We start from the raw sequence: 22,840 nt of genomic DNA, 5'->3' as shown, positions 1-22,840 counted from the left end.
CTATGCATCTATTAATTGAGCATCGTCACTAAATAAAGGGATCAAATCAGCAACGGTTTCATGGCCACGGGCGGCTAAAAAGGCCAAGAGTGCAGAAGGACTGCGATTGAGTAAGCGCGATGGCGGATAAGCCACTTCATCGATGATCGCTTGCGCCCGCGCAAAACCGCCCAAGCTGAAAGCCACATGGGAATCAGAGCCCATAACTAAAATAGTGCCAAACTCCTTGGCCGCTTTAGCAATCGCAGTGCAATTGGCTTCGCTGCCCTTACGGGATACTTCAAAGGAGGAATTGTTAATTTCAAGCGCTACACCGTATTCTGCAGCGGCGCGGGCAACGGCTTCAATATCAATTGGATAGGCGGGGTTACCCGGATGAGTAATGATATCGACCTTGCCGCTTTTAATCGCATTAATCATGGCCTCTGTGTGAGTTGCTTTATCTGACGGCGGATAAACTGGTTCATGGAATCCCGCGAGCACAATATCGAGCTGCTTTAAATAATCGCCAAAGAAATCAATCTCGCCGTCGATATTTTTAATATTGGCTTCGATACCACGCAAAATCCCGACACCATCGACCATACGCGGCAACACTCTTAAATTCACAAAGTGCCAAAAATGCGGCGCATCGGCCATCGCAGGCCCATGATCTGTGGTGGCAAATAAGCGAATCCCCTTTTGCTTTGCCACCGCTAAGTAGTCATGAATCGTGCTATAAGCATGGCTCGAAGCCACAGTATGGGTATGAGTGTCGACTTGGTACTGCATGGTTCACCTCAGTCAAATGATTCAATCAATTTAGAAAAACTGGCCACGATTTAGCTAAAGAGCGATAACAATTCATCGGCGCTTCCTTGCCATGTGCCCTTGCCTTTACCTTCGAGAATACTGTCCGCTAGGCTTTGCTTATGCTGCTGCATTTCTTGGATTTTTTCTTCTACTGTGCCTTCGGCAATCAGCTTATAGACAAACACGGGCTTATCTTGGCCGATACGATGTGCTCTGTCCGTTGCCTGCTTTTCCGCCGCTGGATTCCACCAAGGATCATAGTGGATCACAGTATCCGCCGCGGTGAGATTAAGCCCAGTGCCGCCTGCTTTTAAACTGATTAAGAACACAGGCGTATCGCCCTCTTGGAACTTATCTATCTGCGCTTGGCGCAGGCGAGTTTGCCCAGTGAGCTTACTGTAATCGAGCCCTAAGTCCACCAGCTCTGCTTCAATCAGGCTAAGCATGCTAGTGAACTGGCTGAAAATTAATATCTTACGCCCCTCTTGCACCATCTCGGGCAAGTTCTGTTTTAGCCAGTCTAACTTAGCATTACTCTTCACTTTTTGCGCTTGCTCTAACTTCACCAAGCGCGGATCGCAGCAGGCTTGGCGTAGCTTAAGTAAAGCATCGAGAAACTCGATATGGCTGCTAGCAACACCTTGAGAGGCAAACAAATCCCGCAGTTTTTTCTCCATCACCAGTCGAATACTCTCGTAGAGATTTCGCTGATCTTTTTCTAACTCTAAGCTCTGGGAGATTTCGGTTTTAGGGGGTAATTCACCGACCACTTCATCTTTGGTTCGGCGCAGCACAAAAGGCGCAATCCGTTGACTCAAGATTTGCGCTTTTTCCCTATCGCCATAACGTTCAATTTTGTGCCTAAAGGATTTGTTAAAGAAGGCATTCGTGCCGAGTAATCCGGGCAAACAAAAGTCCATCAAGGACTTAAGTTCACCTAAGTGATTTTCAAGCGGCGTACCCGACAGACACAATCTAAACGGCGCTTTAAGAGCTTTAATCACTTGAGTCACTTTCGCCTGCGCATTTTTAATCTGCTGCGCTTCATCGAGCACGATATGTTCAAACACTTGCCGTTGGTAATAGTCACTATCGCGCACAATCAGCGGATAGGTCGTCACCACAATATCAAACTCACCTAAGCGCTCGAGCAAAGGCTTACGCAAGGCGCCATGAATGACGACAAGCTTTAACGAAGGTGCAAATTTCGCGGCTTCTTTCGCCCAATTACCCACTAAGCTCGTTGGGCAAATAATGAGGCTTGGAGCATGGTTAGCCCCTACGGGTTTTAGCGCTTGCTGCTTGAGTAAAAAGGCCAAGGTTTGAATGGTTTTCCCTAGCCCCATATCATCGGCCAAAATACCGCCAAGCTGATATTCCTTTAAAAAACAGAGCCAATTCAACCCTTGCTGTTGATACTGACGTAACTCAGCTTTTAAGTTGTCTGGGACTGCAACCTCTAACACGCCGTTAAAGTTTTCAAGTTTAGTTGCTAAACTGCGCACCCGTTCACCATTAAGCAGGCGAATATCACTGTCGGCAAAATCATTTAATAGGTGGGCACGGTATTTAGGCAAAGACACGCTATTGCCTTTGTGACTGTCAAACAGCTCTAAAATAATGCTGATCAGCGGCTTAATCACGCTAGCTTTGACTTTAAACCAATCGCCATTTGGGCTGGGCAGCAGTAATTCTGCATCATCGGCGGGCTCACCATACTGCTTAAGCCAAGTGGCAATTAAGGGCAGCATAGGCACTATTTGACCATCGATGTCAGCATTCAGTGACAGAGAAAACCACCCCTCTTGGGTATCATCCAGTTCAATCGCCAGCGGAGTATCGATAACATTCAAGCTGAAATGGTCGGCAAAATGCACTTGGTAGCCTAAGACCTCTAGCGCTGGGATTTCCTGTTGGATAAAGTGCAACCAAGCATCAATGGTTTCTGGCAGCGGCCCTAACCCCCAAATACTGGCATAACTGCCGCTATTCGGGATAAAAGAAGGCGCCAGCTCCACCAGTTCCAATGCCATCAAACGATTAATCGCATCCATTTCCGCATCCAGTTGACGCGCGACTTGATAGGTTTTGCCTTGCTGAGTGACTAAGGACAAGGGCTCATCGGGATATTGGCCGCCAAGCACCACGTCTTGATAAACAAATTCCAGCAGCACTAATGGCTGCGCCATAGCAAACTCGGGTAATTCCTGCGAGGTTAAGGTCAACCAAACTTGCAGCGGCACTTGCAGCTCGACAAAATCAATCGAAGCCGGCGTAGGTACGGTTTTCGCAGAAAAATGCTTAATCAGTTTGTGGCTCACTAGTTCAATTTGTGAGCTAGGCACTGGCGGCATCTGACTGAGTAATAAGAGTTTTTCAACGCTGATCTCTGTCTCTAATGCGCCTATCTTAAAATAATCTAAATCGATATAAGTCGGCGGCTCACAGGGGATCAGCTCCCAATTGTCCTTATTGGGCAAGGTTAACTGCATTTGCTTGTGCTCGGCATCCTTATCCAGCCAAATGAATTCTGGCTTTAACGGTTCACCTCGGGTGAGCGGTAAACGACTCTCTTCCCAAAAACACCGTTCAGTAACAAGCATTTTTTCCAGCGCCATGGCACCTAACTGAGCTTTAAGATATAGACGCGAGGCTCCGTGACGACGAGTCGACATGATGAGATTGATGATGAGCACGTCTTCGGCGCTAATCCAAGCGGGCATGTAGTATTGCACATCGGATAACGCGATTTTAGAGCCTTTGTTATAGCCGCCCTTCTTCGCCAGCTTACCTTTTCTTAGTTCAAGGTAAACGCCGTTATCATCTTTGGATAACACGTACAGCACGCGGTCGTCATAGAGTAAATCGACATTTGAAACCGTGAGATCATCACTTTCGTCTAGCAGATGTAACCATTGAGCAATACGTTGATCTTCAACGGTTCTATCACTCAGTAAACTGTAAAGCACGGCGGCAATATGCTTGCAATGCCCAGTGGCGGGGCATGAACAGAAGCCGTTCATGATCAACTTATGGTTCACACTGACGAGGCGAATATCTTGCCGATAGGGCTGGGATTCCGTCCCCATGACGCGACCTTCAATATGACGAAAATCGGCATTCGCTTTGGCGCTCAAGACCCGTCCTTTCATCACATAATCACGGGCGCGCATTAAGGTTGGCGGCGTGAATAATGACTCAATCGTGGTGCGAGTCAATTGAATAGGTTCTTGGGGGGACAAGCGATTCATGTACAAACCTTGAAACTTAAAAATATCGATACCTAACAATAGCAAGCCATTGCCGAGCGACATTTATCAATGAGTTGTGTGGAATTGTATTGAAAGCCTTGGCCGAAAGCCAGAATGATAACCTCTATCGATAAACTCACCCTGCCTGCAAGATAAAAGAACAGACTTATTCGCAGGCAGGGCATGGATTTAAAATTGCCAAAAAACATTAATAAATAAGGCGTTAACCTTGCATCCCCCCAAGACGTTAACGGTTGCAACCAAGGGCTAAACTTTTGCTTTAGCCTCAGTACTTTTTGCATCAGTACTATTTTTATCAGCAATGTAGCGGTCGACCAGTGTTTCTAAGATATCCAAGGGCACAGCACCATTTTTAAGCACTACATCGTGGAAATCCCTGAGATCGAACTTATCACCTAAGGCCAACTTGGCTTTTTCACGCAGTTCGAGAATTTTCATCATGCCGACTTTATAAGCCGTCGCTTGACCTGGCATAACGATATAACGCTCAATCTCAGCCGTGACATCGCGATCGGACATGCCAGTATTTTTCTTCATATAGTCAATCGCTTGCTCGCGAGTCCAACGACTATGATGAATACCCGTATCCACCACTAGACGCACAGCGCGGAACAACTCAGCCTGCAGACGACCGATATTATCAAAGGGATCTTTTTGAAAACCAAGTTCCCACGCCAAACGTTCGCTATATAAAGCCCAACCTTCAATGTACGCCGTAAAAGGCGCCATCTTACGAATAAGTGGCATACCCTCTAACTCCATCGCCACTGCGATTTGGAAATGATGCCCAGGGATCCCCTCGTGATAGGCTAACGTGCGCATACCGTATTTAGGCGTGGCCTTGATGTCATATAAATTGGCATAGAAACGCCCCGGACGACTACCGTCAATCGCGGGCTGCTGATAATAGGCACCTGGCGCTGATTTCTCTTTAAACTCAGGAATACGCACCACTTCCATTCCCGCTTCGGGTCTAATACGGAAGGCATCACCCAGTCCCGCATTCACTTCATCAAGAATCTGTTGATAATCAACCAGAATTTGCGCTCTGCCCGCATCGCTATCTTCGTAGTAAAACTTAGGATCGGCGGCTAATGCTTCAATCGCGATCGAAAAACCTTGACTCACATCGTAACCTTCTGCGGCTAAGATAGTCATGATTTCACTTTGAATGCGATCCACCTCAGCCAGCCCTTTAGCATGGATTTCATCAGCTGTGTAGTTGGTGGTCGTAAAGAACTTCAGCAATTGCTCATAGGCAAGGTCGCCATTTGGCAGCGCCCAATAACCATCGTCCGTCCCCGCTTTGGCTTGTAACTGGGAAAAATAATCAATAAAGAGTTGATACGCTGGATGCACGTAACCTTTAATGTCCGCTTCAGCGGCGGCCAATAAGCGTGCTTGTTCATCGGCACTGATATCCGTGTCAGCCAATTTGGTTTTAAATGAACTATATAAAATATTGTCTTGAATCGGCGTCGCGACAAAATCATTCATCTCGGTGAGCACCCGCTCAATCACAAACTTAGGCGGAATAATCCCTTTAGCTTCACGGATTTTTAAGCCTTCGAGAGTTTGCGCAAACTTAAGTTTCACCTTTTGTAAACGCGACAGATAGTTTTCAGCATCGCCCACCGAGTGCACTTGGTGCTGCGCCTGCATAAAGCTGGGATAACCGTTTTGCACACCAAACAACTGATTAAGCGGATAGTTATGGTAACGATACGGCTCAGAAACCAGCGCGAAATCGGCAAGATATAGGGCAATATCCTTGGAGATACGTTGATTTTCATCTAAATCCGCATCGGAATAGCTCAATAAGGTTTCACGCAGATCTCGCACTTGCGCGAAAGTCTTATCCATCGCCTCTGGACTATCATCATCCAACTCGGCGTTATGGCCTGTAATCCCTACCGATTCTAAGAAGCCCAATGAGGTCAAGGTTTCAGGGCTTTCGAAAGCCATCTTGACCACACTTCTGTCTAGAAACGCGCGAAAGAAAAACGGCTTTTTCGCAAACCATTCATGGGCGGCCAGCGCCACGAATAACAGCACTAAGACTAAGCTGCCGAGTCCAATCCGTTTTAGTAGTGTTTTCAACATCATTCTCCCTTCTTATTATATTGGGTCTACAGTTTTCGCACTGAATCTAAAGCTCAAGCACGCTGTTATTTTGCTGACGAGAATATCACCAACACAAATAAGCAACAATTTAATAACGTAACTAAGCGTGACTGAATCCTGTCTCTGGCATTCAGGTCGCCTTTCAACTTCCACAGACACCTAATAGGCAAACTGTCGTCACTCAGTCGCGACAAACAGACAAAATATTTTTTACGCTCGATAACTTTCAAACTAGCTCCGTATCCAATTGAATATAAACAGTTATAAAGCATCACTTCCACAATATCTTTCTATAACCCACTCTATAGATGAAAGGTATTTCAAAATAAAGCTATACAAACCCCTAGAGTGTGTTAATCTGCACTCCGGCCTGTGATTCAGACCTATTTATAAGTAATATTATGTATTTGAAATCCTTCGCTACGCCTGTAATATTTTTTGCTGTCATGAAGCTTTCCACTCATAACTTATCATCAATGTAAATAATTCTATTTCTGGCTAACATACCGCATAATTGCGAATTATTTGTTTGAAAATTTTGGAGACATTCATGTCTAAAACTACTGGTTTAGTAAAATGGTTTAACGAAGATAAAGGTTTCGGTTTTATTTCTCCTGACAATGGTGGCGCTGACGCATTCGTTCATTTCCGCGCAATCGTTTCAGAAGGCTTTAAAACTCTTGCTGAAGGTCAAAAGGTTTCTTTTGATATCGAACAAGGCCAAAAAGGTCCTCAAGCTGCGAACGTAGTTATTCTGTAATTAGACTTTGTCTAATTTAAGTTAACAAGTTCCAGACAAAAATGCCGACACTATGTCGGCATTTTTATATCTGCAATTCAGCTGTATCTAAAAAGCCAGCCTTTGGCTTTAGCCGTGCAAGAGTTTAGCCTCGGCTTTCTCAAGTCTTCGTGGTTTACCCACTATCAGTAAGATATCCCCTGCACGAAAAACCCAGTCCTGCTCAGGATGTTCCACTTCGGCGCCACTGCGACGAATCGCCCTTAACTCAACTCTTAAGGTTTCCCACATAATATCGGCAACGGTTTTACCAATCGCATCTGCGCCACGCGGTAGCGCCACCGCATGCAATGACTCTAAGGTGAAGTCGGTTTCTGTACCGGAAAAAAAACCATGTAAAAATTGATAATGATTGCGCCGCTCTGACTCTAAACGTTTTAAAATCCGCGCTAATGGCACACCGCATTGATGCAATACCTGTGACACTAGCATCAAGCTACCTTCTAAAGATTCTGGGATCACTTGATTGGCACCCGCTTTTTTCAGCAAGTCTAGATCACTGTCGTCTTTAGTTCTGACTAAAATTTTAGCTTCTGGCGCCAATAACTTACATAAGGGTAGGACTTCTTCTAAACTGCGCGATTCACAAAAAGTGATGACGATCATCTTAGCCTGCTTAACGCCTATTTGTTTTAAAATCGCCCGTTTACACACGTCTCCAAAATAAATCGGTTCGCCAGCACGGCGTGCCTCAGAAACACGAGTCGGATCGAGATCCATCACCAGATAAGGTACGGCTTCAGTTTTCAAAAATCGCGCTATGGTCTGCCCTACTCGACCATAACCGAAAATCATCACCAGCTCTTGCTCATCCATTAAAAGTGGTACGACTTCATCTACGTGTTTTGCCTGCCGGATCCCCAACACCCACTTAGCAATGTCCACGCTATGGCGAACTAACCAAGGTGCGAGCGACATGGAAAGCACGGCGACCATGACCAACATGGTACTGATTTCATTATCTAAAAGTTGATAATTAACCGCTAAAGCCAACACCACAAAACTGAATTCGCCCACTTGGGCTAGGCTCATGGCCGTACTCATCGAAATTCGAAAAGGCTCGCCTACTAGTCTTAAAATGCCATGAATGATCAACGCCTTACCAAGCAAAACCGCCACTAAAATCAGCAATATCTGCCACCAGAAACGCATCACTAAGGTAAAGTCCAGCATCATGCCTATGGAGATGAAAAACAGCCCCATCAATAGATCACGAAAAGGCCGGATATCGGCCTCAAGTTGGCGGCGGTACTGGCTTTCTCCCAGCAGCATACCCGCCATAAATGCCCCCAGCGCCATGGATAGTCCCAGCCATTGGGTGAACGCGCCAGTGACTAAGGCCACCACCAGCGTTGATAACACGAACAGTTCGTTAGAGCGGGAGCGGGCAACTTCGTCAAAAATCCGCGGCAGTGCCCATTTACCGAAAGCCATTAAGAGGAAAAAAGCCAAAATACCTTTCAGCAAAGCAAAGGCGATATCCGCAACGATCAAAGGTTCGCCACCATTGGCCAGTAATGGCAATAAGATCAACAGCGGCACAACCGCTAAATCCTGGAACAATAAGACACTGACAGAGAGCTCACCGTGACGGCGCCTCAGCCATCCCTGTTCATTGAGTAATTTAAGGACTATGGCTGTGGATGATAAAGCGATAGCGGCACCGATAACCAAGGCTTCAACCCAATTCAGGCCGCACAATAGGGCCACGCCCATGGTCAACAGGGTCGTGATCACCATCTGCGCACTGCCTAAGCCAAATACAGTCCGGCGCATGGCCCACAGCCGCGGCACAGAGAACTCTAAGCCTAAGGTAAACATCAGCAGCACAACGCCAAGCTCGGCGACAGATTGCATTTGATGCTGGGTAAACCAATGAAAACCACTCGGGCCACTCACAACCCCTGTGAGTAAATAAGCCAGAATTGCGGGTAGGCCCAAACGACGCAGCACAGCAATGGCCACAATGGCAATCACTAACATAAGTAGTACTTGGATTAAAAAGCTATGTTCCATTGGGGCTATGACTCCTGTCAAAATGCTGACGTGTCAAAAAAACTAACGCTGAGTTTTAAGCTTAACTGAATGACTAACAAAGACAAATTTTATTAACAAATATTGCGGCACGGTATTTGCTTAGACTAGGTAAGAGATGTATCGCACTAACATTTGCTGGAGTGATGATTATGGACTTTGGCCTAGCGACCGAGCTGTATCCCGACGAATATCGCTATCAAACAGAACATTATAGTCCCAATGATAATCCATTGGACTTAGTACAAGTGATCCAACAACTGCACGCCAGTTTAGATCCAAGGACAGTCTTTGCCTGCTATGGCAAAGTGCTGGGACAACACTTGCCGATCCAAGGTGTGCGCTTAAGTTATGGCGAACATAAATTCAGCTGGGGCAAACGTTATGGTATCAGCGTCAAACGACAGCTGATATGTGCAGGTTTGCCGCTGACGATCCAATACCAGTTATTGACGCCACTAACGCCATCACAAGCCTCAAACTTACAGGATATTGAACCGCTGTTATTGCAACCGTTATTAAATGCGATGCAATATCAAGAAATGTCGATGCAGGCCATGTTTGACTCGCTCACTGGCTTAGGTAATCGCCATTACTACAGTCAAAGCATCAACAATGCGACCGCCAGAGCCCATAGAAAACAAGGTTCTGTTGCACTCATAGTGCTCGATTTAGATAACTTTAAACAGCTAAATGATAAATTCGGCCATAAATGCGGTGATTATATTCTGAAGGAATTTGGCGACATCATTCGTGCAACCATACGTAATACGGATCAAGCCTTCCGTATCGGTGGTGACGAATTCGTGATTATTGTCCAAGGTAATATTCATGCGGCAGGCCTATTGTGCGAACGGATTGTCTCGGCCATCAATCTGCACACTAGTTTCACTCAATTTGGGGTGAGCTGTAGCTTAGGTGTGGCAGAATCACACGATACCATTGAAGCCGAACAACTTTATGAACTTGCCGATAAGGCGCTTTATCAAGCCAAAGCCGCGGGACGTAACTGCTATAAACTCAGCCAAAATCAATTAGTTTAGACGCGCAAGGATGCTAAATGAAATGCGATAACAAACTCGCAGCGCGTAATCTGTGAAGGTTCAAAACAAAAGGAAGATTACTATCTTAAGGTAGATCTCAAGGAAGATTCGAATCAAACTGACGTGCTGCGACCTACGCTTTCTTACTTTGCTGCTTTCCTACTTCAAAAGAATAATGCTGCAACCACTCACAAAAACTCCAGCGATAACTCCCAACCCACCCCCCTTGCTTCGCCAACAGGCACTTAAACAAGCTCTTGAAAAAAAGCTTAAACAAGCACTTAAATAGAAGTTTGAAGCACCTGCAAACCTAGTTCATTCTGCTCAACAATAAAGCTTTTTTCAACCCAGAGCCCAATCGCCATCACCAGTTGCTCGTTATAAAACACAAAACCAACCTTTTCACGTACCCAAGGCGGCACGCCAAACTCTTGCCATAGTTTCTTTAATTCTCGGCCCTTGCCACGGGAATGGGGATGACAGCGATATTGCCCCGCGAGTTGATAACGCACACTCACCACTTCATCTGGCTGAGGAAAGCGGGCTCTAGCCCCTTGCTTTGTCACTATCAGCCTAATCTGCTCACCATTTGCTATGCCCGCTGGCGACACGACTAATTCGGCACTATCTCCCTGTAATAAAGAAATAAAGTAATGCTGTGGCAACGTCCAACTCACAGGCTGAGTGTGACGTTTGTGAGTTTGATACTTAAATAAATACACTTGATTAGCAAAGCGGCGGATTTCACACTCACCCACTCGAATATGCACTTTAGCATCATCTTTTGCGGTTAACAGCTGAGTGATGATCTGCTTAAGCTGCACCTTTGAGGGCAAGGCAAAACCTTGTGATTCGATAAATCCCCGCAAGAGTAACGCTTGCCAGTCGGCTGACTGCTCGGCAAAACCCTCGAGCTTAAATACACTTTGAGTATGGTAAGGCGCTTGGGTTAACCATAAAGGTAAACGTTCACTCACCTGTAAATCCAACGTTGCCTGTTGCTCGGCGCACAATGCCGCGCTACGACTCGCAGTTGTCGCAATACTCGGCCAGCGCGCTTTTAAACGGGGAATTATTTCTAAACGTAAAAAATTACGATCGAACTTATCGTCTTGATTACTTTCATCTTCGATATGCACTAAGCCTTGCTGTTTTGCGTAGGCTTCAATCTGCTCACGGCTGATATCCAACAACGGCCGCAGTTGTCTGCCTTGCGCTAATGCTTGAACTTGTCCCATGGCCGCCAGCCCTTTAGGACCCTGACCACGTTTGAGCGCCAGTAAGATAGTCTCAAGCTGATCGTCTTCATGGTGAGCCGTCAACAACACATCACTGGCGCTTAAATGCCGTTTAATCGCTTGATAACGCACTTTTCGCGCTTCGGCTTCAAGGCTCAATCTGGGCCCGTGATTAACTGTCACTCGCTCAACCGTCACGGGTAAACCATAATGCTGACCGCGCTCAAGGCAATGCTGCGCCCAAGCATCAGCGTTATCGCTTAGGCCATGGTGCACATACACCAACTGATAGTTAAACTTAGGATGTTGCCGCGCAAACTGACTTAAGCCAAAGGCTAAGACTTCGGAATCAACCCCGCCACTGTAAGCCAGCACTAACTTGCAGTCAGGCGCTAAGGGTTGCGCAGCCAAAAAAGCACTGATATGCATGCTGAGATCGCCAGCTGCTAATGGCTCGTCAAGCTTAACCGACATAGGTTAACTTCATCTGTTTGCACCTAAGACATTCACCAACATTAGAATAAAATTCGCACCTTGTTTGGCCCGAGCAGCGATTCAAGCGAGAGCATCAAGTCATCGGTCGGATTCACTCGCCAAGCATCGGCTAACCTAAACTGACCTTTGGCTTGGGCTTGAGTGTAGTTGATCACAACAGGCACAGCGCCGTTACGCCACGGGCTTAAGGCTTGCTCGAAGGTATCGAGGGCAGATGGCGTTAACTCACTGCCATCCATGTCGATTTCTAGCGCCTTAGCAAAATGACTTCGCGCCTCACTGATATCAATGATGTTACGCGCCGTCATGCGATTGCCGCCGGCAAAATCATCATAACTCACCTCACCTTCACAAATGAGGATGCGGTCTTTCTCCAGCAGATGATTAAACTTTTCAAAGGCTTCGGTAAACAACATGATTTCAAGACGCGCGCTCTTATCGTCAAGCGTCAACAGGCCCATTTTCGAGCCGCGCTTAGTCAGCATCACTCGAGTTGCCACCACTAACCCCGCAGCCTTAGCGGTTTTACCGCGTTCGGTCGGATGCACATCTTTCAAACGGCCAGAAGTGTAATGCTTAAGCTCTTTTAAATATTGATTGATCGGATGACCGGTCAAATACAAGCCTAAGGTTTCACGCTCGCCTTCAAGCCAAATTTTATCCGGCCAAGGGGTGCATTCAACAAACTGCTGCTTACTGTCTTCGGGTTCACTGTTGAGCAAACCAAACATATCGTGTTGACCAATCGCCTCAGCTTTAGCGTGTTGATCGGCGGCGCGAATCGCTTCGGGCAAGGTGGCCATCATAGACGCACGATGCGGTCCAAGAGTATCGAGTGCGCCCGCGCAGATAAGCTTTTCAATCACGCGCTTATTGAGCTTTTTCAAATCGATACGGGCGCAAAAATCGAATAGATCCACGAAGGGGCCATCCTTACGCGCTTCTAAAATCGATTCAACTGGGCCTTCACCCACACCTTTAATGGCACCAATGCCATAAACAATGCGCAGATCATCATCTACGGTAAATTTGAACAAGCCTTTGTTCACATCCGGAGGAATGAGCGGTAGCCCCATACGCTCACATTCATCGACCAAGGTCACAATTTTATCTGTGTTGTCCATATCGGCCGACATTACCGCCGCCATAAACTGCGCAGGATAATGGGTTTTTAGCCATAAGGTCTGATAAGACACCAACGCATAGGCGGCTGAGTGAGATTTGTTAAAACCGTAGCCGGCGAACTTTTCCACTAAGTCGAAGATCTTCATCGACAAGTCGCCGTCGACGCCGTTATTGATTGCGCCTTCTTTAAAAATACTGCGCTGCTTGGCCATCTCTTCGGGCTTTTTCTTACCCATAGCACGGCGGAGCATATCGGCGCCGCCAAGGGTGTAACCCGACAGCACCTGCGCTATCTGCATTACCTGCTCTTGATACAGAATAATGCCGTAGGTCGGTGATAACAGTTCTTTTAGTGATTCATGCTGGTACTGAGAATCTGGATAAGATACTTCCTCGCGCCCATGCTTACGCTCGATAAAGTTATCGACCATGCCCGATTGCAACGGACCTGGGCGGAACAAAGCAACCAGTGCGATCATGTCTTCAAAACAGTCGGGCTGCAGACGCTTAATCAAGTCTTTCATACCGCGGGATTCGAGCTGGAATACTGCTGTGGTTTCATACTTTTGCAGCAGGCGGAACGACGCAGGATCCGTTAACGGAATCGCTTCAATACGCACAGGCGGACGACCGTTTTTGACTTCGACCTTATTCACCATCTCCAGTGCCCAGTCGATGATAGTCAAAGTACGTAAACCCAAAAAGTCGAATTTAACCAGACCTGCAGTTTCGACGTCGTTTTTATCGAATTGGGTTACTGGGTTTTTACCTTCAGCGTCGCAATAGAGCGGCGCAAAATCGGTAATTTTTGTCGGTGCAATCACCACACCACCCGCGTGCTTACCGGCGTTACGGGTCACACCTTCGAGCTTGCGGCACATGTCGATCAGATCTTTGACATCTTCATCGGCATCATAGGATTCTTGCAGTGCAGGCTCAACCTCAAACGCTTTCGCCAGCGTCATGCCTGGTTCTGGTGGAATGAGTTTAGAAATTCGGTCAACAAAACCATAGGGATGACCCAGCACACGGCCAACGTCACGGATAACCGCTTTCGCCGCCATAGTACCGAAGGTGATGATTTGCGATACCGCTTCACGGCCGTACAATTCGGCCACGTGATCAATAACCTCATCACGTCTATCCATACAAAAGTCGACGTCAAAGTCGGGCATGGAAACCCGCTCTGGATTGAGGAATCGTTCGAATAGCAGATCAAATTCCAATGGATCTAAATCGGTAATCTTAAGCGCATAGGCCACGAGTGAACCCGCGCCCGAGCCACGACCAGGCCCGACTGGAATACCGTTATCTTTACCCCATTGAATGAACTCCATTACGATCAAGAAGTAACCTGGGAACCCCATCTGGTTGATCACTTTAAGTTCAATGTCGAGGCGCTCATCGTATTCGCCGCGTTTCTCGGCGCGCACCTGGGGATCGGGGAATAAAAACTCGAGCCGCTCTTCAAGACCCTTCTTCGAACAATCGACCAGAAAGTCTTCGATGGACATATCGCCCGTCGGAAAGTTGGGCAAAAAATACTCGTACAAACGAATCGTCACGTTGCAACGTTTAGCGATTTCGACACTGTTCGCCAACGCCGCAGGAATGTCGGCGAATAGTTCACACATTTCCTCTTCGCTACGCAAATACTGCTGTTCACTGTACTTTTTAGGTCGGCGAGGATCGGCAAGGGTAAAGCCATCGTGGATAGCGACGCGAATTTCATGGGCATCGAAATCTTCAGGTTTAAGGAACACCACCTGATTGGTGGCGACCACGGGAATCCCTTTCTCCTGCGCTAAGGCCACAGCCATGTGCAGATAGCGCTCTTCGTCTGGGCGTCCAGTGCGGATAAGTTCAAGAAAATAGCGATCGGCGAAATGGGTTTGATAAAACTCACATAAAGATTCGACTTGTGTGCCATTGCCCTTGAGCAGCGCCTTACCCAGATCGCCTTCTTTGGCGCCTGATAACAGCAAAATACCTTCGTTATAGGTGAGTAACCACTCTTGATCTATCACCACACGGCCAGCCACTTGGCCACGCAAATAGGCCTGACTGATAATTTGGGTCAGATTCTGATAACCGACATTGTTCATCGCAATGATGGTCAAGGCGCATAATTCGCCTTCAAATCCAGGCACTTGCATCCAAAAATCGGCGCCGATAATCGGCTTAATCCCCGCACCATGGCAACCACTGTAAAACTTCACCAAACCACAAAAGTTGTTTTGATCAGTCAGGGCGACAGCCGCCATTCCCTGCGCTTCCACCTGCGCCAAAATCGGCTTAACCTTGGCCACGCCATCGGTCATAGAGAAGTCACTGTGGACACGAAGATGCACAAAACGAGGATCGGACATAATTAGGATTATCTTTGAATAGCAGGTTAACAATAACTAGAAAGCAGCCTAACAAAGTCACGCAGCCAGAGCCAGTGACTTTGCAGGATAACGGCAACTATATACCCAAACAACCTCAAGATACCTATTTCGGCTTGTTTGGGTCAAATGCTAAAAATCAGCGCTCACAGTCCCAGTAATGCTTTGACGGGTTTGAAACTTTTACGGTACTGGTCAAATACCCCATGCTCGGCGATGGCCGCAAAATGCGCCTTAGTCGGATAGCCCTTATGCTTAGCAAAACCATATTGCGGATAAGCGGCATCGAGCACGTCCATCTCGCGATCCCGCGTCACTTTGGCGATAATCGATGCAGCACTAATACTGGCAATTAAACCATCACCTTTAATGATGCTGTGACTGGTAAGCCCAGCGCCATTATGAGCAATAAAGATGGGGCTACGATTACCATCCACAAGCACAAGCTCAGGGGCAATATTAAGCCCAGCAACCGCGCGCTGCATCGCCAACATAGTGGCGTGCAGAATATTCAGCTCATCGATTTCAGCAGGACTGGCGCGGCCAACGTGATAACACAACGCTTTATCACAAATCTCATCGAACAGGGTTTCGCGGCGCTTCTCAGTGAGTTTTTTCGAATCATTCAGGCCACTGATGGGCTTGTTTGGATCTAAAATCACAGCCGCAGTCACTACATCGCCGACTAAAGGGCCACGACCGACTTCATCCACTCCGGCAATCAACCCCGTCGAAAAGGCCAGCAAATCGGCTTCAGTTAAACTTTTATAGGTTGCCACTAATTAGCCTCCGGCGATTTAGCCTGAATGTGTTTAGGCTCAACCAGCGCCATTACCGCTTCAGCAGCTTTTAAGCTCGCATCACGACGTAATACTTGGTGTAGTGCTTCAAACTCGGCTTTGAGCGGCGCAAAATCGCGATTGAGCTCAAGGGTCACGGCCGCCGCAATTTTCTCTGGGGTGCAATCTTCTTGGATAAGTTCTGGGACGAGATCTTTTCCAGCAAGCAAATTCGGTAACGAGAAACGCTCGACCTGCATCATGCGCTTAGCAATGCGATAGGTTATCGGGCTCACGCGATAAGCCACCACCATAGGACGCTTGACTAACATGGCTTCTAACGTCGCAGTGCCAGAGGCCAATAAAATACCATCGGCCGCTGCCATCACTTCACGGGACTGGCCTTCAATCATGTGGATTTCAAGATCAGGCGCAAAATCCTTCAGTGCTTGCTCAAATTGGTCACGGCGTTTTTGATTCACCAGCGGCGTCACAAAACGTATATCAGGGAAGTTCTGTTTAATCAGTAAAGCCGCCTTCACAAAAGGCTCAGCCAGTTGCTTTAGCTCTCCACCACGGGAACCGGGCAGAATCGCTAAGTATTCAGCATCGGCATCTAATCCAAGCAAGGCTCGGGCTGCAGCTTTATCACTTTGGAAAGGAATATCGTCAGCCAAAGTATGACCCACAAAGGTACAAGGCACCTGATGCTGATCGTAAAAGGCTTTCTCAAAGGGCAACAGCGATAACACCATATGAGTAGCCTTGGCGATTTTGAATATCCGTTTTGGACGCCACGCCCACACGGACGGACTCACATAATGGACCGTCTTAATGCCGCGCGCTTTGAGTTTAAGCTCAAGACCAATATTAAAGTCCGGTGCATCAATGCCAATAAAACAATCGGGCTTAAGCGCGGTAATCTCTTTAATCAGGGAGGCACGTACTGTTAATAAACGAGGCAAACGGGATAGCACTTCAACAATGCCCATCACGGCGAGTTCTTCCATCGCAAACAGGGATTTAAAGCCAAGGGCTTCCATGCGGGGACCACCGATACCGACAAAATGCGCATCGGGATGAGTCTTTTGCAGCGCCGCCATTAAACCTGCGCCTAAAATATCGCCCGAGAGTTCTCCGGCAACCATGGCAAACACTAATGGAGTTTTATTGCTCATAAACCAATCATGTCTCATGAATGAATGACATTGGATGACGGGGCGAACAACAGCTAAAACGCATCATGCCAAGCCATACTGCTGTAAATTAATGATTAAGCTCATTGATGGTTGAATGCACAAGGACATTACTAACGACAACGTCTAACCACCCAATAGGCTTAAGCCAATAATACAAAAGGGCATAAAAATGCCCTTTTGATGTCGTGTGGTCATCAAGTTAGCGAATAATGCCGCGACTCGATGACTTTACAAATTCAAGGAACAATTTCACTTGCTCATCGCTCTGTGCATCTTCAGCTAGGGCTTCCATCGCTTCGTCAACTGTTAAGCTGCTGCGATATAAGGTTTTATAAGCACGACGCACCGCCAGCTGGCTTTCTTTAGAAAAACCACGACGTTTCATGCCTTCGCTGTTTAAACCGCGTGGAATCGTCGGCTGACCCGCCGCCATCACAAAGGGAGGCACATCCTGCAGCACCAAAGAACACCCTGCAGTAAACGCATGGGCACCGATATGCACAAATTGGTGAACACCTGTCATACCGCCTAAAATCGCCCAATCACCCACGTGTACATGACCCGCGATAGAAGCGTTATTGGCCATGATTACATTATCGCCGACCACACAGTCATGGGCGATATGCACATAGTTCATAAACAGGTTATTCGACCCAATACGGGTTTCACTGTTATCTTGAACTGTACCACGGTGAATAGTCACGTGCTCACGGATGACGTTATTGTCGCCAATGATCAGTCGTGTGGGTTCACCAGCGTATTTTTTGTCTTGGCATTCTTCGCCTACTGAGGCGAATTGAAAGATACGATTACCTTTGCCGATAATCGTTGGACCTTTAACAACCACATGGGAACTCAACCAACAATCATCACCAATTTCAACGCCTGCACCGATATAGGTCCAAGGGCCAATGGTGACGTTATTGCCAATTTTTGCATCGGGATGCACAAACGCTAATGTATCTATCACTGACTAATCTCTCTGCGGGCACACATGATTTCAGCGGAACAAACCACTTCACCATCCACTTTGGCCTCACCGTAGAAGACGCCAATCCCGCGGCGCTCTTTAATCATTTTGACATCAAAATGGATTTGATCTCCTGGCTCAACCACACGTCTAAAACGCGCATTGTCGATACCAGCAAAGTAATACAACACCCCTGGAGGTGGCACATCACTACTCATGGTTTTAAAGGCTAACAGGCCAGTTGCCTGCGCCATGGCTTCTAAAATAAGCACGCCTGGCATCACAGGCTGAACCGGGAAATGTCCCTGAAAAAATGGCTCATTTATTGAAACGTTTTTGATCGCCTGCAGACTAACACCAGGAGTGTAATCAAGCACACGATCGATCAATAGGAATGGATATCTATGGGGTAGATATTTAAGTATTTCTTTAATATCCATAGTGTTCATTTGATTAGACACGAACCGAGTTCCTCAAATTGCCTTGGAGCAATTAATCTGGTGTTTTTAAATTTTTTTCCAACGTTTTAACACGCTGGAACAGTTCATCTAACTGACGGAAACGAACTGTATTTTTACGCCAAAGTTTATTGTCCATTGCCACTGTGGCAGAAGAGTATAAACCGGGCTCACGCATATTAGTGGTAATATTGGTAGCACCAGACACATGCACACCATCGGCAATGCTCAAATGACCTGCGATGGCACAACTACCGCCAATAATGCAATATTTACCAATAGTCACACTGCCAGCGATAGTCGTACTACCAGCGATTGCGGTATTTTCACCGATAATATCGTTATGGGCAATTTGTACTTGGTTATCGATAATCACCCCATCGTGGATCTCGGTATGGCCTAATGCACCGCGATCTACCGTTGAATTCGCACCTATCTCAACCCGATCGCCGATACGAACGCCGCCCGTTTGTGGAATTTTAATCCACTGGCCGCGTTCATTGGCATAACCAAAACCATCTGAGCCTAATACGGCACCCGAATGGATAATACAATTTTGCCCCAAATGCACATCGTGATAGACGGTAACATTAGCCCATAAACGCGTTTTTGAGCCAATAACCACATCTTGTCCAAGCACAACACCGGCACCTATCTGGACATCTTCACCTAAAATAACGTTCGCACCAATAACCGCATTCGCCCCAATCGCAACACCTTCACCTATATGGGCAGAAGCGTCTATTTGAGCCGAAGGATGGATACCCACCGCCGCTTTAGGCGTAGTGTCCAAGTACTGGGCAACACGGGCGAAACCAACGTAAGGATCTTTTACAATTAACGCAGTACCTTGATAATCCTGCGCATCTTTAGCTGACAATAACACCGCACTCGCTTGAGTTTCCTCAAGCTGAGAGCGATATTTACTGTTGGCTAAAAAAGAGATTTGACCCGCTTTGGCATGTTCTAAGGTCGCCACACTATTAATAACTAGCGTTTCGTCGCCTTGGATATCACCGTCTAATAACAGGCCTAGCTCTTTTAAAGTCACACTATTCATCTATTACTTGCCTTTGCTTAAGGCTTCAACCACTTTGCCACTGATGTCAGCGTTAGGCTTAACATAAATGACTGCACCACGTTGCAATACCAAATCATATTGGTCTTTTTCAGCGATAGTGTTGATGGCTTTTTGCACTTTAACTAACAGTTTATTTTGCTCTTCACCTTGGCGACGACGTAAGTCTTCATCCAATGCTTTGCCTTTTAACTGATATTCAGATTTTAGCGATTCCATTTTACGAACCAGTTCCGTTTTTTGTGCATCGTTCATTAACGCACCGTCACGTTGCTGCTTCTCCATTAGAGAGCGCATTTCTTCTTGCATTTTTTGGACATCAGCCATGCGATCGCCAAACTCTTTCTTCAGAGATTGAGAGATCTGCTCACGTTGTGGCAGTTGCTCAAACACAGCGCCCATATCGACTACGGCAATTTTCTCAGCATGTGCCATTAACGGCGCGCCTAACAAAACTAACGTCATCAGTGCGCGATTTACCATCTTGTTCAAAATAAACTCCTTGTTACCTTGTTATTGTCAGCAAAACTTGCCGAGTGTATGCCTTTTAAAAAGTTTTGCCAATATTGAAAGAGAATATCTCTGTTTGGTCGCCTTCGTATTCTTTAATCGGCCACGCTAAGCTAAACACCATAGGACCCATAGGTGATAACCACTGCACACTTAAGCCCCAAGAGGCGCGCAGGCGTGCTGGATCACTGTAGTCCTGTAACTTAGCAAACTCGTCTGCTGGCAAGCTATTTTTATAAAAATCGTAGTCAAACTCAGTATCCCAGACGTTACCCGCATCAACGAAGAAACTCGTACGTACTGAATTCGTGTAAGCCTCATCCAAGAATGGCGTCGGTACAATCAACTCCATGCTCGCTGTCGCAAGGGCATTACCACCGATTGAGCGACCAGAACTCACTTGGATACTATCAGGATCCGGCTGAGGGAAGTTACAGCCATCGCCGGATGGATCGAAGCAAGGTTCACTGCCACTATACATATAGAAGGAGCGAGGACCGACCGAGTTTGACTTAAAGCCACGTAGAGAGCTACTACCACCCGAGTAATAGTTTTCCCAGAAAGGCAGAATTTGATCGTTATCGTTAAACTGACCATAACCGTTGCCATAACCTAATCGACCACGGGCCAAAAGCACAAAGCTCTGACTACGATTGATAGGGAAATAGAAGTTAGTGTCAAAGTCTGTCTTAAAGTACTGTAAATCAGATCCTGGCGAAGTCATTTTACCGTTCAAACGCTGAGACGAGCCGTCTGTTGGGAAAGTGCCACGGTTCAAGGTGCTACGATACCAACCCAAACTCAATTCAAAGTTATCGAAACTTAAGTCCGCATTTGGATCGTTATCACGATAGATGTTATAGAAACGACGCGCTTGCTCGTAGGCGGAAATTTCAGAAATCGTGTTATGACGATAGCCGATGCCACCGTTGATACGGTTGTATTCATTGATCGGGAAACCCGAGTTCAATGCCACACCGTAAGAACTGTTTTTATAACGTTCTAAGTTAGCTTCATTGGCGTCAAACTCACTCCAATAAACGCTCCCCCCTAAACTCACGCCATCCTTCGTCCAATACGGATCGGTATAGGATAAGTTAACGTTCTTAGAGTACTTGTTGGTGCTCAAACTCACACCAGCTTGGTTACCCGTACCTAAGAAGTTATTTTGCTGCACACCAAACTGCAAGCTCAGGCCTGATTCAGTACCATAACCTACGCCAGCGTTGAATGAGCCCGACGGCTGCTCTTTCACTTTCACTGCGACATCGACTAAATCATCGGTACCTGGCACTTGAATGGTTTCAGTGTCAACAGTTTCGAAGAAGCCCAAACGGTTAAGACGCGCTTTAGATTGCTCAACTTGTGCAGAGTTTAACCAAGCCCCTTCCATCTGACGCAGTTCACGGCGCATCACTTCATCTTTGGTCACTGTGTTACCAGTGAAGTTAATCGCACGAACGTAAACACGTTTACCCGGTTTAACATTGATGTTTAAGGTCACTTCTTTGGTCTTATCATCAATTTCTGGGTACGTTTTGACTTCTGGGTAGGCATAACCGAAGCGGCCTAAATATTTGCTGTACATTTCTTCGGTGAAAGTCACATCGCCGCCGTTGTACATATCACCCGCTTTGATTGGCAGAATTGATTTCATCAACTCTTCACGGCCCATCAAATCACCCGTCAGGTTTACTTCTTTAACTTTATATTTCTCACCTTCATCTACGTTGATGGTGATATATAAACCTTTACGGTCAGGCGTCATCGCCACTTGCGTCGAGGTGACTTCAAAGCGGATATAACCTTTATTGTGATAATAGGTTTTGATGGTCTCGAGATCGGCCTGCAGCTTTTGCTTCTGATAACGGCGTTCGCCGAACAGATCCCACCAAGCCACATAATCTTTAAGTTCCAACATGCCAATCAACTCAGCATCGGTGAACTCATGATTACCGACCACGTTAATTTGGCGGATTTCGGCCGCTAAACCTTCGGTGAACTTAAATTTCAGCTCAACCCGGTTACGGGGCAAGTTGATCACTTGAGCTTCCACTTTAGCGCCGTATTTACCCACGCCGTAGTAGAAATCCTGCAGACCCTTTTCAATACCGGTCAACATAGTGCGATCGAGCGACTCACCGACTTTAACGCCAGAACCGTCCAGACTTTCCTGTAACTGTTCGTCTTTAATGTCTTTGTTGCCATCAAATGTCACGGCACTGATGGTGGGACGTTCAGTGACTTTCACCACTAATACGCCGCCATCTCGGCTCACGGAGACATTTTCAAAGTTAGTCGATGCATACAAGCTTTTAATCGCTTGTTGAATTCTTAACTGGTCAACAGTGTCACCTACTTTTACTGGTAAGCTTAACAGGGCAGCACCGAGTGCAACTCGCTGCAAACCTTCAACTTGGATGTCGGTCACTTCAAACGGTTGGAAAGTATCAGCCAACACAGTCCCTGAAAACGACGCACCGACGAATAACATCGAGGCAAAAAGTTTATTCAATCTCATAGAGCACTTCTAATTA

General features: G+C 46.7%; 15 protein-coding genes. 2 read left to right on the top strand and 13 right to left on the bottom strand.

What is annotated here, in order from left to right; genetic code table 11:
• The 3 genes from AYJ58_RS10280 to AYJ58_RS10270 form a co-directional block, all read right to left on the bottom strand.
• Window positions 1-771 carry a phosphatase gene (locus AYJ58_RS10280; protein WP_106650039.1) on the bottom strand — a complete coding sequence of 257 codons (771 nt, stop codon included), beginning with the start codon at window positions 769-771 and terminating at the stop codon, window positions 1-3.
• Window positions 772-821: 50 nt separating this feature from the next.
• A complete protein-coding gene (locus tag AYJ58_RS10275) occupies window positions 822-4,043 on the bottom strand; it encodes a DEAD/DEAH box helicase (protein WP_106651797.1) in 3,222 nt (1,073 codons plus the stop codon).
• A 267-nt stretch (window positions 4,044-4,310) separates the two neighbouring features.
• On the bottom strand, window positions 4,311-6,170 hold the full coding sequence (locus AYJ58_RS10270; RefSeq protein WP_106650038.1) for a DUF885 domain-containing protein: 1,860 nt from the start codon (window positions 6,168-6,170) through the stop codon (window positions 4,311-4,313).
• Between the two features lie 568 nt (window positions 6,171-6,738).
• Here AYJ58_RS10270 and cspE point away from each other — a divergent pair.
• Complete coding sequence (cspE, locus tag AYJ58_RS10265; protein ID WP_106650037.1) at window positions 6,739-6,948, top strand: transcription antiterminator/RNA stability regulator CspE; 210 nt, start codon at window positions 6,739-6,741, stop codon at window positions 6,946-6,948.
• Window positions 6,949-7,056: 108 nt separating this feature from the next.
• Here cspE and AYJ58_RS10260 read toward each other — a convergent pair whose 3' ends face one another.
• Window positions 7,057-9,003 carry a monovalent cation:proton antiporter family protein gene (locus AYJ58_RS10260; protein WP_106650036.1) on the bottom strand — a complete coding sequence of 649 codons (1,947 nt, stop codon included), beginning with the start codon at window positions 9,001-9,003 and terminating at the stop codon, window positions 7,057-7,059.
• 170 nt (window positions 9,004-9,173) lie between these two features.
• Here AYJ58_RS10260 and dgcS point away from each other — a divergent pair, with 170 nt between their 5' ends.
• Entirely contained in the window at window positions 9,174-10,064 is an 891-nt protein-coding gene (gene dgcS / locus AYJ58_RS10255) for a diguanylate cyclase DgcS (protein WP_106650035.1), read from the top strand.
• A 281-nt stretch (window positions 10,065-10,345) separates the two neighbouring features.
• On the opposite strand, the gene tilS is transcribed toward dgcS, so the two are convergent.
• The 9 genes from tilS to bamA form a co-directional block, all read right to left on the bottom strand.
• Entirely contained in the window at window positions 10,346-11,776 is a 1,431-nt protein-coding gene (gene tilS, locus AYJ58_RS10250; protein ID WP_106650034.1) for a tRNA lysidine(34) synthetase TilS, read from the bottom strand.
• A 41-nt stretch (window positions 11,777-11,817) separates the two neighbouring features.
• Window positions 11,818-15,291 carry a DNA polymerase III subunit alpha gene (dnaE, locus tag AYJ58_RS10245; RefSeq protein WP_106650033.1) on the bottom strand — a complete coding sequence of 1,158 codons (3,474 nt, stop codon included), beginning with the start codon at window positions 15,289-15,291 and terminating at the stop codon, window positions 11,818-11,820.
• Between the two features lie 164 nt (window positions 15,292-15,455).
• Entirely contained in the window at window positions 15,456-16,088 is a 633-nt protein-coding gene (gene rnhB / locus AYJ58_RS10240) for a ribonuclease HII (protein ID WP_106650032.1), read from the bottom strand.
• Window positions 16,088-17,266 (bottom strand): lipid-A-disaccharide synthase, encoded by a 1,179-nt coding sequence (gene lpxB, locus AYJ58_RS10235; protein WP_106650031.1) that lies wholly within the window; start codon window positions 17,264-17,266, stop codon window positions 16,088-16,090. The genes rnhB and lpxB overlap by 1 nt, the downstream gene beginning before the upstream one ends.
• A 220-nt stretch (window positions 17,267-17,486) precedes the next feature.
• Window positions 17,487-18,257: an acyl-ACP--UDP-N-acetylglucosamine O-acyltransferase gene (gene lpxA, locus AYJ58_RS10230; protein ID WP_106650030.1), complete on the bottom strand. Its 771-nt coding sequence runs from the start codon at window positions 18,255-18,257 to the stop codon at window positions 17,487-17,489.
• Window positions 18,254-18,718, bottom strand: a complete 465-nt coding sequence (gene fabZ, locus AYJ58_RS10225; RefSeq protein ID WP_106650029.1) for a 3-hydroxyacyl-ACP dehydratase FabZ — start codon at window positions 18,716-18,718, stop codon at window positions 18,254-18,256. The genes lpxA and fabZ overlap by 4 nt, the downstream gene beginning before the upstream one ends.
• Before the next feature lie 31 nt (window positions 18,719-18,749).
• A complete protein-coding gene (lpxD, locus tag AYJ58_RS10220) occupies window positions 18,750-19,775 on the bottom strand; it encodes a UDP-3-O-(3-hydroxymyristoyl)glucosamine N-acyltransferase (protein WP_106650028.1) in 1,026 nt (341 codons plus the stop codon).
• Between the two features lie 3 nt (window positions 19,776-19,778).
• Window positions 19,779-20,276, bottom strand: coding sequence for an OmpH family outer membrane protein (locus AYJ58_RS10215; RefSeq protein ID WP_011846353.1), 498 nt, complete (start codon window positions 20,274-20,276; stop codon window positions 19,779-19,781).
• Window positions 20,277-20,340: 64 nt separating this feature from the next.
• Window positions 20,341-22,824 (bottom strand): outer membrane protein assembly factor BamA, encoded by a 2,484-nt coding sequence (gene bamA / locus AYJ58_RS10210; RefSeq protein WP_106650027.1) that lies wholly within the window; start codon window positions 22,822-22,824, stop codon window positions 20,341-20,343.
• Window positions 22,825-22,840: the final 16 nt, after the last annotated feature.

Origin of the sequence: Shewanella sp. Pdp11 (genome assembly GCF_002838165.1) — a bacterium.
Classification (GTDB): domain Bacteria; phylum Pseudomonadota; class Gammaproteobacteria; order Enterobacterales; family Shewanellaceae; genus Shewanella; species Shewanella hafniensis.
This window is presented reverse-complemented; position numbering and strand designations above follow the sequence as displayed.